Origin of the sequence: Marinomonas algarum (assembly GCF_020532605.1) — a bacterium.
In the GTDB taxonomy this organism is placed as follows: Bacteria; Pseudomonadota; Gammaproteobacteria; order Pseudomonadales; family Marinomonadaceae; genus Marinomonas; species Marinomonas algarum.
The window spans coordinates 37668-53579 of sequence record NZ_JAJATW010000007.1; the positions used below are offsets into that span (position 1 = coordinate 37668).

Annotated in this window: 20 protein-coding genes; 3 read left to right on the forward strand and 17 right to left on the reverse strand. The window is 46.8% G+C overall.

Going from position 1 to position 15912, the window contains the following annotated elements; all coding sequences use genetic code 11:
- Positions 1-30 precede the first annotated feature (30 nt).
- From LG368_RS06065 to cbiB, 5 genes are all read right to left on the reverse strand, one after another.
- Positions 31-435, reverse strand: coding sequence for a DUF2914 domain-containing protein (locus LG368_RS06065; RefSeq protein WP_226753840.1), 405 nt, complete (start codon positions 433-435; stop codon positions 31-33).
- Positions 436-595: 160 nt separating this feature from the next.
- On the reverse strand, positions 596-1093 hold the full coding sequence (gpt, locus tag LG368_RS06070) for a xanthine phosphoribosyltransferase (RefSeq protein ID WP_226753841.1): 498 nt from the start codon (positions 1091-1093) through the stop codon (positions 596-598).
- Between the two features lie 74 nt (positions 1094-1167).
- Positions 1168-1686 (reverse strand): bifunctional adenosylcobinamide kinase/adenosylcobinamide-phosphate guanylyltransferase, encoded by a 519-nt coding sequence (cobU, locus tag LG368_RS06075; protein ID WP_226753842.1) that lies wholly within the window; start codon positions 1684-1686, stop codon positions 1168-1170.
- Positions 1683-2795: an aminotransferase class I/II-fold pyridoxal phosphate-dependent enzyme gene (locus LG368_RS06080; protein ID WP_226753843.1), complete on the reverse strand. Its 1113-nt coding sequence runs from the start codon at positions 2793-2795 to the stop codon at positions 1683-1685. Before LG368_RS06080 ends, cobU begins: the two co-directional genes overlap by 4 nt.
- The gene (cbiB, locus tag LG368_RS06085) at positions 2780-3766 is read right to left on the reverse strand and encodes an adenosylcobinamide-phosphate synthase CbiB (protein WP_226753844.1); all 987 of its coding nucleotides are present in this window, start codon (positions 3764-3766) and stop codon (positions 2780-2782) included. The genes LG368_RS06080 and cbiB overlap by 16 nt, the downstream gene beginning before the upstream one ends.
- A gap of 86 nt (positions 3767-3852) precedes the next feature.
- Between cbiB and LG368_RS06090 the strand changes: the two genes are divergently transcribed.
- Complete coding sequence (locus tag LG368_RS06090; RefSeq protein WP_226753845.1) at positions 3853-5343, forward strand: cobyric acid synthase; 1491 nt, start codon at positions 3853-3855, stop codon at positions 5341-5343.
- Between the two features lie 36 nt (positions 5344-5379).
- Here LG368_RS06090 and LG368_RS06095 read toward each other — a convergent pair whose 3' ends face one another.
- From LG368_RS06095 to LG368_RS06125, 7 genes are all read right to left on the reverse strand, one after another.
- Positions 5380-5562, reverse strand: coding sequence for a hypothetical protein (locus LG368_RS06095; RefSeq protein WP_226753846.1), 183 nt, complete (start codon positions 5560-5562; stop codon positions 5380-5382).
- On the reverse strand, positions 5546-6136 hold the full coding sequence (locus LG368_RS06100) for an ATPase (protein ID WP_226753847.1): 591 nt from the start codon (positions 6134-6136) through the stop codon (positions 5546-5548). Before LG368_RS06100 ends, LG368_RS06095 begins: the two co-directional genes overlap by 17 nt.
- 140 nt (positions 6137-6276) lie before the next feature.
- Complete coding sequence (locus LG368_RS06105) at positions 6277-7647, reverse strand: MATE family efflux transporter (protein WP_226753848.1); 1371 nt, start codon at positions 7645-7647, stop codon at positions 6277-6279.
- A gap of 121 nt (positions 7648-7768) precedes the next feature.
- Positions 7769-8212: a type VII toxin-antitoxin system HepT family RNase toxin gene (gene hepT / locus LG368_RS06110; protein WP_226753849.1), complete on the reverse strand. Its 444-nt coding sequence runs from the start codon at positions 8210-8212 to the stop codon at positions 7769-7771.
- Entirely contained in the window at positions 8196-8603 is a 408-nt protein-coding gene (gene mntA / locus LG368_RS06115) for a type VII toxin-antitoxin system MntA family adenylyltransferase antitoxin (RefSeq protein ID WP_226753850.1), read from the reverse strand. Before mntA ends, hepT begins: the two co-directional genes overlap by 17 nt.
- A gap of 57 nt (positions 8604-8660) precedes the next feature.
- Entirely contained in the window at positions 8661-8957 is a 297-nt protein-coding gene (locus LG368_RS06120) for a type II toxin-antitoxin system RelE/ParE family toxin (protein WP_226753851.1), read from the reverse strand.
- Between the two features lie 5 nt (positions 8958-8962).
- On the reverse strand, positions 8963-9220 hold the full coding sequence (locus tag LG368_RS06125) for a type II toxin-antitoxin system ParD family antitoxin (protein ID WP_226753852.1): 258 nt from the start codon (positions 9218-9220) through the stop codon (positions 8963-8965).
- A gap of 239 nt (positions 9221-9459) precedes the next feature.
- On the opposite strand from LG368_RS06125, the gene LG368_RS06130 reads away from it, so the two are divergent.
- Together LG368_RS06130 and LG368_RS06135 are read left to right on the forward strand one after the other, a co-directional pair.
- A complete protein-coding gene (locus LG368_RS06130) occupies positions 9460-10374 on the forward strand; it encodes a LysO family transporter (RefSeq protein ID WP_226753853.1) in 915 nt (304 codons plus the stop codon).
- A 190-nt stretch (positions 10375-10564) separates the two neighbouring features.
- A complete protein-coding gene (locus tag LG368_RS06135; RefSeq protein WP_226753854.1) occupies positions 10565-11275 on the forward strand; it encodes a BamJ family beta-barrel-assembly machinery protein in 711 nt (236 codons plus the stop codon).
- Positions 11276-11369: 94 nt separating this feature from the next.
- Here the strand turns inward: LG368_RS06135 and LG368_RS06140 are convergent, their stop codons facing one another.
- The 5 genes from LG368_RS06140 to LG368_RS06160 form a co-directional block, all read right to left on the reverse strand.
- Complete coding sequence (locus LG368_RS06140; RefSeq protein ID WP_226753855.1) at positions 11370-12623, reverse strand: O-antigen ligase family protein; 1254 nt, start codon at positions 12621-12623, stop codon at positions 11370-11372.
- A gap of 120 nt (positions 12624-12743) precedes the next feature.
- A complete protein-coding gene (locus tag LG368_RS06145) occupies positions 12744-14174 on the reverse strand; it encodes a mannose-1-phosphate guanylyltransferase/mannose-6-phosphate isomerase (RefSeq protein WP_226753856.1) in 1431 nt (476 codons plus the stop codon).
- 105 nt (positions 14175-14279) lie between these two features.
- Positions 14280-15296 carry a Stealth CR1 domain-containing protein gene (locus tag LG368_RS06150; protein WP_226753857.1) on the reverse strand — a complete coding sequence of 339 codons (1017 nt, stop codon included), beginning with the start codon at positions 15294-15296 and terminating at the stop codon, positions 14280-14282.
- Between the two features lie 71 nt (positions 15297-15367).
- Positions 15368-15631, reverse strand: coding sequence for a Txe/YoeB family addiction module toxin (locus LG368_RS06155; protein WP_226753858.1), 264 nt, complete (start codon positions 15629-15631; stop codon positions 15368-15370).
- The gene (locus LG368_RS06160; RefSeq protein ID WP_226753859.1) at positions 15628-15870 is read right to left on the reverse strand and encodes a type II toxin-antitoxin system Phd/YefM family antitoxin; all 243 of its coding nucleotides are present in this window, start codon (positions 15868-15870) and stop codon (positions 15628-15630) included. Before LG368_RS06160 ends, LG368_RS06155 begins: the two co-directional genes overlap by 4 nt.
- Between the last annotated feature and the right edge of the window lie 42 nt (positions 15871-15912).

Sequence of the window (15912 nt, forward strand, 5' to 3'; positions counted from 1 at the left end):
CTCCTTACCTTGTCGTTATTAAACGTCTATCTAATAGTCGTCGAGATAATCAAAAGAATGGCTCTCAATGACTTGACCATCGCGTAAGATATCTACGCGCCATTTGCCATCAAACCCTGGCATTAAACGCTTACTCGACCAAACACGCCAGCGATCACCGCCAATATCAAAGGCAATTTCAGCCTGATCTTGATCGTCTAAACGCCAGCGGTGGGTCACTTCACTGCCGGCCATATCGCGCAAGTCCGTAAAAAAATACACCCGCTGGATTTCGCCATATTCTACCTTAATCACAGAGCCAATATTATCAATCGGCTCGCGGTCAATCACGCCTGAAGTAAACTGAGCACGAGCAACATCGCCTTGTGCAAAGGCGGGTAATGTCATCATCGACAACACACCAACCATCATCAGTCGAGTGAGCATTTGCAACATAGTAAATTCCTATCGTCATACGAACGGTATCACCCATGCTAACATGATCGGTGATCCATTAATTCATGCCAACCTATTCATAGTGGCATTGAATAAAGAACAGATATAATCACAAAACGAACAGACAAAGGAATAAGGTAAACGAAAAAAAACCAATGCGTTACTTTTCTTGACGATTCGCCAGTGGCGTAGAAAAGGTGTATTCCATGTCCCAAGGGAAACGAATCCAGGTATCTTGACTCACTTCGGTAATAAAAGTATCCACTAAAGGTTTGCCTGCTGGTTTGGCATAAATCGTCGCAAAATGCGCTTTTGGCAGCATTTCGCGTACTGCTTTCGCGGTGCGCCCTGTATCAACCAGATCATCGATCAAAATAAAGCCTTCACCATCGCCTTCCACGCCTTTTAGCACACTAAGGTCACCCTGTTTCATGGCACCCTCACCCGCTTCACCGTCTTTGTAGCTCACAATACAAATGGTGTCGATAAGACGAATGTCCATTTCACGACACAAGATCGCCGCTGGCACCAAACCACCGCGGGTAATGGCAATAATGCCTTTCCAAGGGCCCTGTTCTAGCAAACGCCAAGATAAAGCACGGGCATTACGGTGCAATTCTTCCCAAGATACAGGGAAATCTTTTGAATAAGGGGTCATTTAAGCTCCTAGGCTTTGCTCTCAATAATGGGGTTGGGGGATCAATTTGCACAAGGTACGTCTGTACATTGCGACTAAAACGTTGATTTTAGCGGCATAGGCAGTCCTGCCGCAACTAAAGTTACCCGATCGGTCAATTTAGCCAAGGCTTGATTCATGGCACCCGCCTCATCTGCAAAGCGTCGCGCTAGGGCGTTTATGGGCATAATACCTAAACCCACTTCACTTGATACCAATACCAAGTCGCCTTTGAACATGGCCACCGCCCGCAGTAACGCTTGCTTTTCTTGCTCTAAGCGCGCCTCGTCTTCCAAGCAAAGTAAATTGCTTAGCCATAAGGTCAAGCATTCCACGATCACTGCTTGCCTTGGTGAATTAAGAGCATCCAATACCTTGGCAAGCGCTAAAGGTTCCTCAATTAATTGCCATTCAGGGGGGCGCTGCTGTTGATGCAAACGAACACGCTCAGCCATATCCTCATCCCAAACTTGCGACGTGGCCACATAAGTGACGGGCTTTTCACCAGCGACGACTTGCGCTTCCGCAAAGGCGCTTTTGCCGCTACGAACACCACCCAATACGAGATGCTTCATGCTAAATCTCGCCCTCCCACACCCTTTAACAACCGAATTAAGGCGCTGTTCAAGGCGTCCATTTCGTCTAATGCCGGTAAGGCAACACGAACCCAGTCATCACCTAAACGCACATGCACACCGACTTTATGCAGCCAGTGAAACACTTTTTCACCCTGCTCAGGATCAACAAACCAGGTGACAAATAAGGCATTGAGCACATAATCTTGGGAATCGAAAATGGTATTGAACTTGGGCATTATGCGCTCGACAAAAGCCGCTTGTCGCGCCTTGAGGCTTTCTAAAGCGTGAGTTTGCCACGCCGTATCTGCCAACGCCAAGCTCACCAAGTGCAAGCTCGGCGTCGCCACCGGCCAAGGCCCCAACAGATTACGCAGTAGAGCTTGCCAACGAGAATGACAAAACACAAAACCCACCCGCGCACCGGCCAAACCAAAGAATTTACCCACAGAACGCAGCACAAACAAAGACTCACCCAGATCAGACGAAGGCAGATTTCTCAAGACACTGCGCTCAGGATAAGGGTCAATAAACGCTTCGTCGACCACCAGGTGTGCGCCTTGTTGCTCGGCATGGGCAATCAGCTTTGTCATTGTCTCTGAGGTCGCCCACTCGCCTGTTGGGTTATTTGGCTGGATCACCACCGCCACTGCCCAAGGTTGCGTTAATAGCTCATTCAGCTCGTCATAGTAAACCACCTCGTAGCCCCATTTCTGCCAAGCAAAAGCGTGTTCTTGGTAACCGATACGTGGCACAAAAGCCCGTAATGATGTAACAGGGGCGGTTGTCGGTAAGCCGTGTTGTAATAGAACAGGCAAACACTCAATAATATGCTGAGAGCCAGCGCCAATAGCCTTAGGGCGACGTTTAAAATAACGCTCCGCTTCGTCAAATAACACATTTTGGTCTGGGAGATCCATCCACAAACGGGTATCAAAAGCGGGAACAGGCCAAGGTTCACGATTGCAGGCTGACGATAAATCAAGCCAATGCAGCGCTTCATTGCCACGCTGCCGTTGCCAATAAGCGAGATCACCGCCGTGTTTGGGAGGGGTGTTGTTCAATGCTGACAAGGCTTTATTTGTATTTGCTTCTAGATCAGCAGCCATATTAACGCTCCCCATAAATACACACTTTTATCCACCAGCAAAATCGCCTCTTTTAGATGTTTTGGTTTGGGCATGTCACCGTTCACATTACCCAAAATTGGTCGAGTTTCCATTTTGCCAAAATACGGTGCTTCGCCGCCTAATTGTATACCTAACGCGCCCGCGCCCGCCGCCATCACTGGGCCGGCATTGGGGCTTTTCCAACGGGCAGAGGGCTGTTTTGCGCTACAAATCGCACTCTTCCAGCGTCCACACGCCGCGTAGGTATAAACCACCAGTCGTGCCGGCACGTAGTTTAATACGTCGTCGATACGGGCGGCACACCAGCCAAAGTGTAGAAACTCGGTGGTTTTGTAGCCCCACATGGCGTCTAAGGTGTTGGCCAAACGATAGAGCAATACGCCCGGTGCACCGAGCAAGACGAACCAAAAAATCGGCGCAAAAATCGCGTCGCTGCCGTTTTCCAACACAGATTCAATGCCCGCTTTGGCCACCGCGCTGTCGTCGAGATGTTGCGTGTCACGACTGACAATGTAACTGACCGCCACGCGAGCTTGATCCAGCTTCTCTTCGGTTAATGGTGTGGCCGACAAGGGCTGATAAATGGCTAAAGCGTGTTCACGTAAACTCTGCCAACCAATGGCAAAATACAACACCAAGACAGACACCAGACTGTCGAGCCAATTCGGCAGACACCAAAATAGCGCCAATAACAAAGTGACCCAAGGCACCACGGCAAACAGCCAGGCTAATACGCCCACCATACGCTGGCGAACCGGAGTGACATCCGTCGGTAGTTGCAGTTGGCGGCGACAAAGGTCGACCCAGCGACCAAACCAAATCAGCGGATGCCAGCTTTTTGGTTCACCCAGTAGTCGATCCAACACCAAGGCCGCGACCAGTATCCAGCCCGCTTGCGCAAATTCGCCAAAGAATCCGTTAACCACAGTGTCTACATTAAAAAGGATCATCAATAGAGGTCGTTTTTTCACATCATAGGGGAAGAAGGTAAGGTAGAATTCTACCACCGAATTGATTTAAAGCGTGATAATCCTACATGACAGCCTTTAGTTTAATGGTGCAAGGCACCACCTCAGACGCTGGAAAAAGCACTCTCGTCACCGCCTTGTGTCGACTGTTCGCACGTCGAGGTCTTAACGTAGCACCTTTTAAACCCCAAAATATGGCCCTGAACAGCGCCGTCACTCAAGACGGTAATGAAATTGGTCGCGCCCAAGCCGTGCAAGCTTACGCGGCGGGGCTTGAGCCCCATGTGGACATGAACCCTATTTTGCTCAAGCCAAATACCGATACGGGTGCTCAGGTGATTATTCAAGGCAAGGCCATTGGTAACATGAACGCCGTGGGCTATCACGAATACAAAAGCATCGCCAAACGTGCTGCGTTGGAATCCTATTATCGCCTGGCTGGACAATACGACGCCATGCTGATTGAAGGCGCCGGCAGCCCGGCGGAAATCAATCTACGCGCCCGCGATATTGCGAATATGGGCTTTGCTGAAAGTGTCGATTGTCCGGTGATCATCATTGCCGATATCGACAAAGGCGGTGTCTTTGCTCACCTCGTCGGCACATTAGACTTACTCAGCCAAAGTGAGCAAGATCGCGTGATTGGCTTTGTAATTAATCGTTTTCGGGGGGATATTAGTTTGCTTCAATCCGGTTTGGATTGGCTCGAAGCACGCACTGGCAAACCCGTGTTAGGCGTGTTGCCCTATTTGATGGGGTTTCATTTGGAATCGGAAGACGCGGTCACCAAAAGCCCGCTAAAAAGCGACGGCAACGCCCTATTGCACGTGGTTATTCCAATTCTACCACGCACTAGCAACCACACCGATTGGGACGCTCTTCGTTTGCACCCTAATGTACAGGTCACACTGGTAAGCGCTAACGAGGTGATTCCACCAGCGGATTTGGTGATTCTGCCCGGCAGTAAGAGCGTGCAAAGCGATTTGAAGTTTTTGCGCCAACAAGGCTGGGAAACCTACTTAAACAAACATTTACGATACGGTGGCAAACTGATGGGGATTTGTGGGGGGTTTCAGATGCTTGGCGATACCCTGAGCGATCCGCTCGGCTTGGAAAACCATCAGGCCAACACGCAATGTGCAGGCTTTGGTTTTATCCCCATGGACACCGTATTGGAAAAAGACAAACAGCTGAAACAACGTCACGGTACGCTGGCTTTTGAAGATGACACAGCCAACGTCACCGGCTACGAAATTCACTCAGGGGTATCGCGCTTTTCCCACCCCGTCAGACATGTCGCTGAACTTGAAACGAATAACGCCGTTGAAAAGGAAGGCTATATGTCCGATGACCAGCAAATCATTGGTACTTACCTGCACGGTGTGTTTGATCACCCAGACGCCCTTGCGGCGCTATTGCGCTGGGCCGGTGCTGAACAAGCCGATGCCTTTGACTACAACCAACTCCGCGACAGCGAAATCAACCGCCTCGCCGACAGTGCTGAACAGCACATGGACATCGACGCCTTAATCAAACAGTGTCGAGAGTTTCACCATTAAACGACGGATAACGTCTCGTACGTCGGCTCATTCGGCCTATGATTTGGTTGACTCTGTTGTTATGGTTGCTATGGAAAAGTCTATACGATGCACTTCTCCTTTTGTTGCTACGACAATATATTGACCTAATGCTTTTCTACGACGTACAACACGACTAACCGCTCTTTTTAAATGATGAACGCGATCAAAATTAGGTTGGTAATTATCTTGATTCTGCATAGTGTATTAACTCCATAAAATAGGTATAAAGCTCTTTATCGTTGATAATCAATTGACCTTGTTTTCGTTCAAATATCGACATCGGCTCTTGGTTTTCATTGTACAGGCATTCTGCGTAATTCACTTGCTTAGAATAATACCTGTAGAAATTTATTAGGCTTTTGGGGAACCTTCGCTCTATGTCTTTACTTGGTATATTGTGTCCTCCATGTTCAACGCGCTCTATAACTCGTTGTTTTGAAACTTCTGGAGAGCTTACTAACAAATAAAACACCGATACCAACCAACCTGACTCTCGCCATTCTTTTATATGCTTTAAATAACGTAAACCAGACAATGTTGTCTCAAAAGCAAAGCTTGTGTTGCCCGAAGACAAGCCTCGAAGCCTTTGTAAAAAAATACGTGCTGCTTTGACATTGGCTTTTTGTGGATCTTCTGGAGAGATTTCTCTCGCAATCTCATCAGCATTTAGGTAATGCTCAATAATTCCCTCATCTATTAAACCTAATGCAAAGGTTGTCTTACCTGCACCATTCGGGCCGGCAATAATGAAAATTTCTTTTGACTTACTCATCGACATTGATTCCTATCTTTCACGAACACGCTCAACACCAAACAATATCAAATTAGATATCACTTTCATTGAAATTTTGAAAGGTGATCACCCATACTATTAAACGTCGGATAAAGTCGTGACCGATCCTTTGATTTCATTTAAGCCACTTCCCGTGGCGAGGCGATACGTTTGCCTTCAAAGCGACGTAGAACAATGTTGAAACGTACGATGAGAATTGCCGCTAAGATGGTTAAACCCGTTCCCAAACCGATATAAAAGCCTCGTAGCGATAAGGTTTCTGCCCATGGACTGTAGTGCGACAACCAGAACCCAAACGGCATGCTAAAGCCAAATAAAGACACCGCAAAGGCGATCATGGTTGAGCGCGTTTCACGAAAACCGCGCAGCGCCCCAGTAAACACGGTTTGCAGCATATCGGGGAATTGGTAACAAGCCGAAATAACCAGGATACTCGCAGCCAATGCAACGACATCGGCATTGTTGGTGTAAATATACGGAATCTCGTTATGGAAGGTTTGCGTGATGACAAAGCACGTCGTCACGTAACCTAATCCCAGCCAAACAATAACACGGACGCGTTTTCTCACGCCGCTGACGCCTTCTTTTGACATGGCCTTTGCCACGACAATCGCAGTCACAGCGCTCATCGCCATCATAGGGGTAAACAAAAATGACGTATAGGACATCACAATTTGACCGCCGCCCAATGCCAAATCCCCAAACGACGAAATCAGCCAAGTCATCGATGAAAACAAGCCGACTTCAAAAGCAAAGGCAAAACCCGCTGGGGCACCAACGCCCAGTAAAATGCCAAAATGACGGGTATAACGCCACACAAGACGGGTGAATAAAGGCTTTTTATTGATAAAGCGATCATAGACAAAGAACATCAACACCGCTAAATACAAAGACAAGGCCGAGGCTAAGGCCGCTCCCTTAACCCCCATTTCAGGTAAGCCGAATTTGCCAAAAATTAATGTGTAATTAAACCCAATATTCAACACAAGGCTGGTACTGGCAACAAACAAGGGAAAACCAGGACGACCAGCGGCTTCGAAGAGGTTTTTATAGGCGGTCATCAGGGCCAACATAGGCAAGGCTGGCGCAAAAATATAGAGGTAAGACACCGCCACACGACGGGTCTCTTCTTCCGTCGCCATCATAGCGGCAAAGTACGGTAAAATAAGCACCGCGACTAAACTGGCCATCACACCAATCACAAAAGACAAACCAACCGCTTGTGACATATAGAGATTCACCAGCTTAGGCTGTCGGCCGTGTAAATGTCGCGTCACCAGCGGTGTTAAACCAAAGGTTACGCCGATCATAAAGCAGCCTACTGGTAACCATAAACTGGATGCCAAGCCCACCGCCGCCAGATGCAAGGCACTGTAATGCCCCAACATAATGGTATCCACCACACTGATAGATAATTCCAACGTCATGGTCAACACCATGGGGAACAACAAATGCAGGACTTCTTTTAATACAGGAAAACGCTTAACCACACATCACCGCCGACTATCCGTAGCTACTGACCACGACCGATTAAAGGACTCACAAAATAGCCGAGCAATTTACCACCGATCGCAACATAATGCACTTGGCTTGTCCCTTGGTCTAAAAAGCTCAATCTTTCATTAAAAATACAATGGCTTTATCACTGAACGTGTCTAACTGCAGGTAATGGGATTCTTTGATAATAGTATCTATGATCGTCAAATCGATTTTTAGGTAATCGTGTACTAGACCATTGCGTAGACCTATTATTTTTTTCCACTCTTGTAACTCGTTGCCTGTAATAAAGCCATGCTCTCTTAATTGACTGTAAGTTTGATACGCCTCTGCGGCAGAGTGGCCTTGAATTTTTTTTAGACAGTGCTTTGCCAAACCAATGCACAGTTCAGTAAAAACTTGCAGCAACCGCTCGACAGCCAAGTAATCCCTACTGCGAAAGTGGTCACTGATCAAGTCGCTTCTTAAGGCATCAAGTTCTTGCCGGTATTTTTGTTTATGTTTTGAAATTTCAGTTAGATAATGCTGCAACCCTTGGTTATTACTCGACTCTGTCATGACGTTTATTCTCAATTAATTGGAATTCAAATTGACTACGAATACGGTCTTGCTCTTGCCATACTCTCGGGTTGTCTTGACCATACAAAAGCTTACCTGTTTCTACGATGTCATAAGCCAAATAAATCGGCGCAGAATTGATATCCACAATACTCAACATGTCACTCATAAGGCCTAAGCGCTCACACCAATCGATGGCCAACATATTGGGCCTTAGATACTTATCCATGATGCTCAATTGGTGATCATAAAAAGCGACAGCAATATCATAGTCACTGTGTACTTGGGCTGTGCCCTTACTTCTTGAGCCGTATAACCAAACAGCAGCAATATCGTTATTTTCAATTGCAAGCTGTCGAACGGTCGCAATAACATCGTTTGGATTAGACAAAATACGCTCTTATTTCATAATGGTAATAGCAGAGTGGAACTCTGAATAGACATCATATTAAAAGTGTCGCTGTGGGTCTTGGCGGCTGTGTAGTACACGGATAATTTCTACCGTATTTAATGTGACTCTGTAAAATATAGAATGGCTTTTAATAGGTAGGCTTCTGGTGTCTGATAGAAGATCAGAGCGGTTCACGCCTATTAGAGGATACTCGGTAAGCCTCCAGAACTGTTCTTTTGTATTCTCAAGATAGCGCTCGGTCTGGGGTTGTCCCAATTGCCGCAGCCCGTACTGATAGATATCTTTTAGGTCAGTTTTAACGGCAGGTGCTATAACGAGCTGATGTACTGGCATACGGCTTAAGCCTTTATGTCGTCGAACAGTGTGTCTAAAGCAGATTTTGACTCAATACTAATGCCTTCACAGCGATCTAGCTGATCAGTACCAACTTTTAGCTGTTCGCGTAAACGAGCCAACTTCATTTCATGTATCCAATCTTCATGTGTGTCCATAAAGCGCAGGGCGTCACGGATCACTTCGCTGGCATTGTTGTATAGGCCACTTTCCACTTTGGCTTTAACACGAGACTCTAGTTCGCTAGTCAATGACACATGCATAATTAACTCCAAGGATATATATTCATACGGATTATGCTAGATTCAAATACAAAGATTGTCAATGTGTGTATTAATTGACAATAAAGTTGGGGATTGATAAGCAGAAGGCGTCAAAGCGATATAAAGCAAGACCTATGCTTGCCTTGTGTTTCGCCGCAAATACCTTGAAAATGCCGCTTTATTATTTGCATCGCGACAACTTTACCCTTCATCGACTTTTTCAAGGAAGATTTCCTGACATGACCATTCTGATTACCCTCGGCCCTTTATTGATTGCGCTATTATTTGGCTATTGGATCAATATCAAGGTATTCACTCCGCAGCGGGTGGCAAAGGGATTAGAGCAGCTGGTGTACCTAATTTTAGGGCTAATAGGCTTTAGTTTGGGTGCGCTGGACAATTTGGCGGCAAAATTACTGGTTGCCGGCTATCAAGCGATTGTCTTTTTCACTCTGGTCAGCGTGTTTAGTTTGGGCGGTTTGTACCTCAGCGGCCTGCGTTTTGGCGGCACCCACGCCAGCCGCTTGGCAGAAGGGCCATCAGACAGCAAAGCGCATGCGCTTATGGACGCGGCGAAAACCCTTGCTTGGGTCGTCGGTGGCGTTGTACTGGGGTTCTTTGCCAAAGACTGGTTCACCCACGTAGACGAATGGGTCACCGGCTTATTGTATGTCTTGTTGTTTTTGGTCGGCTGCCAATTACGCCAAGGCAACCATAAACTGCGTAAACTGTTTCTCAATGTACAGGGCGTGGTAATCGCCGTGGTCACCATTGTTACTACGCTCTTCGCTGGTTGGATCGGTAGTCTAGTGCTGGATCTTGATTGGCATCAGGGCTTAGCGGTTGTGTCTGGGTTTGGCTGGTACAGCTTATCAGGGATCTTAATCACCGGATTGGGCGACCCTGTTTTAGGCACCACGGCGTTTTTATTAGATTTGGCTCGGGAAATTCTTGCCCTGTCTATCATTCCTTTTTTAGCACGTCTTAATAGCCATATGTCAGTGGGCTATTCTGGCGCCACGGCAATGGACTTCACCCTGCCAATGCTTGGCAAGTTTCACGGCGCACAGATTATTCCTGTGTGCATCGCCAGCGGCTTTATTATGAGTATTTTAGTACCCATACTGATTCCCTTGTTTATGGGGATGGGGTAACGATTGATGCTAAATAAGCATTCATTTCTTGAACTATGTCAGAACAAGGTCAATATATCGAATTTTGTGATGTTGTTACTCATTCAAAACAGCGAAACCGTTTACAGCACTAGGGCGTATCCATTACATTGAATGCTACGATTTTGTCACCATCAATAAGATACACCAACAAATAATGGAATCTTTTCTTATGAAAAAAACTCTCATCGCGGCGCTGGTTATGTCTTCTGTTTCTTTCGCCCACGCGGACGGCCATAAGGTTGCCCTAGACACAGAAGAACAGCGTCTGGGCTACAGCATCGGCACTATGTTTGGCTCACGCATGACAGAAGACTTTGCCGACCTGGACATGGACACCTTTGTCGCGGGTTTTAAAGATGCTTTTAATGGCGAAGAAGGTCAAATGAGCATGGATGAAGTGACTCAAACCATCCAAGCTTACCAACAAGAACAAATGCAGTTGGCCCAAGCTGAACAAGAAAAAGCCGCTGCTGCCGCCAAAGAAGAGGCAACCGCCTGGTTAGCAGAAAAAGAAGCCGAAGACGGTGTCATGAAAACCAACACAGGCTTGTTGTACAAAGTCATCAGCAAAGGCGACGGTGATACCCCAACGTCTTTGGACACAGTCGAAGTGGATTACGAAGGCAGCCTAATTGACGGCACGGTCTTTGACAGCTCCTACGAGCGCGGTGAATCCATTAGCTTCCCACTAAACGGTGTGATTCCTGGTTGGACGGAAGGCTTGCAACTGATGCCTGAAGGCTCTAAATACGAACTTTACATCCCATCAGACCTGGCTTACGGCCCTGGCGGCACAGGCCCTATTCCACCACATTCAGCACTGAAATTTGTTGTCGAACTGCACGATATTGTTAGAGAAGAAACAGAAGAAGAAAAGTAAGTCACTCTTCTCAAGTTCATTAAATCAAACACTGAACACAAAAATAGCTGTCACTTCATTGAAGTGACAGCCATTTTTTTGGTTCAATAATACATTAGACCATTGGCTCTTCTTCTAACGCCTCACGCTCCGCCCAACGCAACGCCGCCCAGAAATACACAACGGGAAACGCGTACATAACAACGCCAATATTATGGGAAAGCATTCCCTGAGTTAAACTGAAATCAATATACCCCATAGGAATCAAAGCACCCGCAATGGCATAAGAACGGATACGCCAATCTGTTTTGTGTTCTTTTAACTTGTTTAAAAACAGCTTAAGAGGAACCAAGTAAACCATCAGCAAAAACACCAAACCGACGATCCCACGCTTTGCCAAAGCATCAAAATATTCATTGTGAGCATGACCAAAACGAGAAGAGGCTTTACTGATCAGATTATCTGCAGCCAACTCTTTTCTTAAAGGCGTAATCTGACTCGCACCCACGCCAAAAATAGGCGCTTGCTTAACAATCAGAACGGAGGATTTCCAAAGATCAAACCGAACGCCTACGGATGTTGCGCGACGTGAACCATCCAGATATTTAGTAATGTCAGAAACCGCATCATTGACACGCTTTTGAACCCCCGTTTGCGGTACAGCAACAACGGTTACAAGAGACAAAATAACAACCGAAAATACGCTCAACAATAATTTTCGTCCTAACAGATCTCGACATTGCCAGAACAAGAATAAACCAATAAAAGGCAAGCCAACCCAACCGCCTCGTGTACCAGACAAAACAGAACCGCCTATGCCAGCAAAACCGCCTATAATGGACAACCACATCCAGGCATAGCGTTTTTGTGAATAGAAATAAATCGCACCGGCAAAGCTCAGCAGGCCTAACAACATGGCGGTATTGCCAAACATAATTTCGTTTATACCCACCCCTGATCGCCTATCACCGAGCACAACCCTTTCATGGAGCGCCATCGAAAAAGCAAAGATTGCACCAAATAATACCGAATACCAAAGCCACTCCTTACGGTTTGTGACATTCAGCAACAATACCAACACAGGCAAAACCACTAAAAAGCGAGAAGGCTTATCAAGTTCCCTAATACTCATGCTATCCATCGCAACCGCGATAAACATGCTAATAGCAAAAGAAAAGAACGTCCAAAAAAGGAGACGATCTTGCTTATTCAACAAGGCCCACTTAGGCTTAATGAAAATAAGCCCTATGCTGGATAAGAAAATCAACGCCCCCCCTATGTTGTAGCCACCAGGCATACCGACGGATATTGCAAAGGTCAGCCCAGCAAAAAACCACGCTAAGCAAATAAATCTTGCGATTAAAGACATAAAAACGTTTTTCCTATTCCTTGTTTTTCAAGGAAAACAACTTATTTTGATCACACTGATTCCCACTAGAGAAGTGGCGCCCTATAAAAAACACAAAAAGACTCACACGATCGGTCACTTCTACCGCCCGTACTCATCACCAAAACGCACTATGTCGTTTTCACTTAAGTAGCTACCCGATTGCACTTCCACCAGTTCCAGAGGCATTTTGCCGGGGTTTTCTAAGGCATGAATCACACCCACGGGTATGTAGGTCGATTGGTTTTCTATCAGTATCATTTCTTGATCGCCATTTTGAACTTTTGCTGTGCCAGACACAACAACCCAGTGCTCTGCTCTATGGTAATGCATTTGTAAACTAAGCTTTTGACCTGGCTTAACGACAATCCGTTTCACCAAAAAGCGTTCACCTGAGTCAAGCACCTGATAACGCCCCCAAGGACGATGTACTGTGGTGTGGCGTAGGTGTTCTTCACGGCCCTCGACTTGGATACGCTCAACGATTTTCTTCACGTCTTGGGCGTTGTCTTTGTGCATCACCAAGACCGCATCGGCGGTTTCAACAATCACCAAATTGTTGACGCCCACAGCGGCAACGAGACGCGATTCTGAGCGCACCAAGCAGTTAGAACTGCCTTCTGCCATCACATCACCGAGCAACACGTTTTGCTCAGCGTCTTTGTCGGCATAGTCGTACAACGCATCCCAAGCGCCGATATCGCTCCAATCCCCAGCGTAAGGTACGACCTTGGCATTGTTCGTCGGTTCCATCACCGCGTAGTCGATGGACTCGGCTGGGCAAGCGGCAAAAGCATCGGCGTCAATGCGCACGAAATCCATGTCTTCACTACGGGCTTGGTACGCCGCTGTCACGGCATTGGCAATGTTGGCTCGGTGTGTGGTGAGTTCTTCTAAAAAGGCCGCGGCTTTAAATAAGAACATACCGCTGTTCCACAGGTAATCACCCGAGTCTAGGTAAGACTGAGCGGTCTTCGCATCGGGTTTCTCGACAAATTCTGCCACAGCAAAGTCATCGCCAGCACGAATGTAACCATAGCCCGTTTCAGGACGAGTCGGTTGCACGCCGAACGTCACTAAAGCGTTGTCTTTCGCCAGTGTCGCCGCTTGTTGAATCGCTGCTTCAAAGGCGGTCACATCACGTATTACATGATCAGCCGGCAAAACCAATAACAGGCTGTCTTCTACCGTACCTGCGCCTGAAGAGCTGATATGCTGAGCTTCTAGCGCGGCTAGTGCAATGGCTGGCGCGGTGTTACGACCCTTTGGTTCCAATACGATGCTGGCTTGGGTGACACCAATTTCTTGTAGCTGCTGGGCAATCAAGAAACGGTGGTCTTCATTACAAACAACGATCGGCTCACCAAGATGCCGCATCGGCACCTTTAATTCAGTGACCCTCAGTACCGTTTGTTGCAACAGGCTCAGCGTTTTATCCACGAGTGGCAAACACTGCTTGGCACACAGGGCCCTCGACAAGGGCCACAGACGAGTGCCAACACCACCGGATAAAATAACAGGGATAATGTTCAACTGAGGCCTTAGTGTGCAAAAAAGAGCAAAGATTCTATCAAAGTCTATCGAGAAGAAACACAAAGCAGAAACAATAAAAAACCAGCCAAAACGCATGATATGACATCAAACAAGCAAATGGCTTTCTTCATCCGTTTGATAACATTGAGGAAAACCACCCACTACCTGAGCAATGCGCTCTTCAGCATCCGGAATAAGTTCAACCAGTTGTGGAAGATCATTCACACACAAAAACTTGATATCGGGGTCAGCAGCTCGATCCAACAAAGCCAAGGTCTCAGCCACAGGCAACCCCTTGCCTTGCCCACTGACAATATGCAAATGGTCTTTCTTAGTAAGAATCACCGCTTCTTGATCTTGAAGGCAGGCGTGATTATGCAAGCCTTGAGGCAAAAATTGCGCTAGGTTACGAAAGCGATATTGTATGTTATTGAGAAACACATCGGGATAACGGGCAAACAATTCCGCCATTTTTGAACGTCGAAAAGGGTGCACAACATGAGCTGCAGAAAACAAAGCATTCGCCGGATACCCCAGAATCGCCGCCGCTTGGATTTGCATAAAATGATGAAATCGAGCAGGGTCAACACGGGCTTCACTGTCCTCAAGCACCTGACTAAAATCCGCCCATCGACCTCGCAACACCGGCGTCAGCCCCTCAAACACATCACTCGGATGCAAAGGCGCCGCCAGAAACACATCGTCATTAAAATACAAAAAACGCTCGCTCAACCCCTCAATTCGCCACAACATACTCTCTATGGTTAAGGAATTAAACGTAGGCAACACCTCAGTAAAACCAGCGAAAAGATCCACATGATAAACAAGCCGCACCTTAGCGCGAAGCGCCTCGGACAAACACGACAAATCCGGCCCAACCTCATCCACCACGATCCAAATCGTCCCAACCCAGGGCGCATGATTCTCAATCGACTGAAGGCAATATAAAACCTCATCACTGCACACCCAACGGTGAGGATTCGATGCATTTTCATGCAGAGGCTCCGCTTCCAGCGCCATATAGTACTGACGCTTCAACCGATGCTGCTCATCACTACCGTCCACCCAGGTAATCACCGCATCAATCGGGCCAAATTGATCGTCTATTGCATTGCTTAACATGGAGGTATCCGTCTTTAAAAATACTGTTTTTTTATAGCAATTAGGTATCAGATCAATCCTCTACCGTCCGCTTACTCATAATGACTCCAGAGCCGGAGTACTTTAACAACATTTTCAGTATCAAACACTTGATACACAAGACGATGCTGATAATTAATCCTTCTAGAATAAGCACCTGCAAGATCACCGACCAACTTTTCTAATGGGGGTGGTTTCTGATAAGGGTCTTCAGAAACCAAAGTAAGGAGCGCTTTTGCTTTGTCTTTCAACCCTCCAGAGGCTAATTTCCTTGCGTCTTTTTGAGCTTGCTTTGTGTACACCAACTTCCATGTCACCAATCTAATTCCTCGTCACATTCACTTAAAGGCGTCTCCATGCCCTTACGAATAGAATCACCCATCTTCGGTACAGACAGCAAAAACAATGTCTCTTGGATCGAAGACCAATCTTCTTCTGAAATTAACACCGCATTATTGCGCTTACCAGTAATAACAATAGGCTGATGAGACTCCGCTGTTTCATCAATCAACCGATACAAATTGCCACGCGCTTCCGTTGCTGTCATACCAGCCATTACACACCTCAATACCATCTCAATCACCATTAAATTGTACGC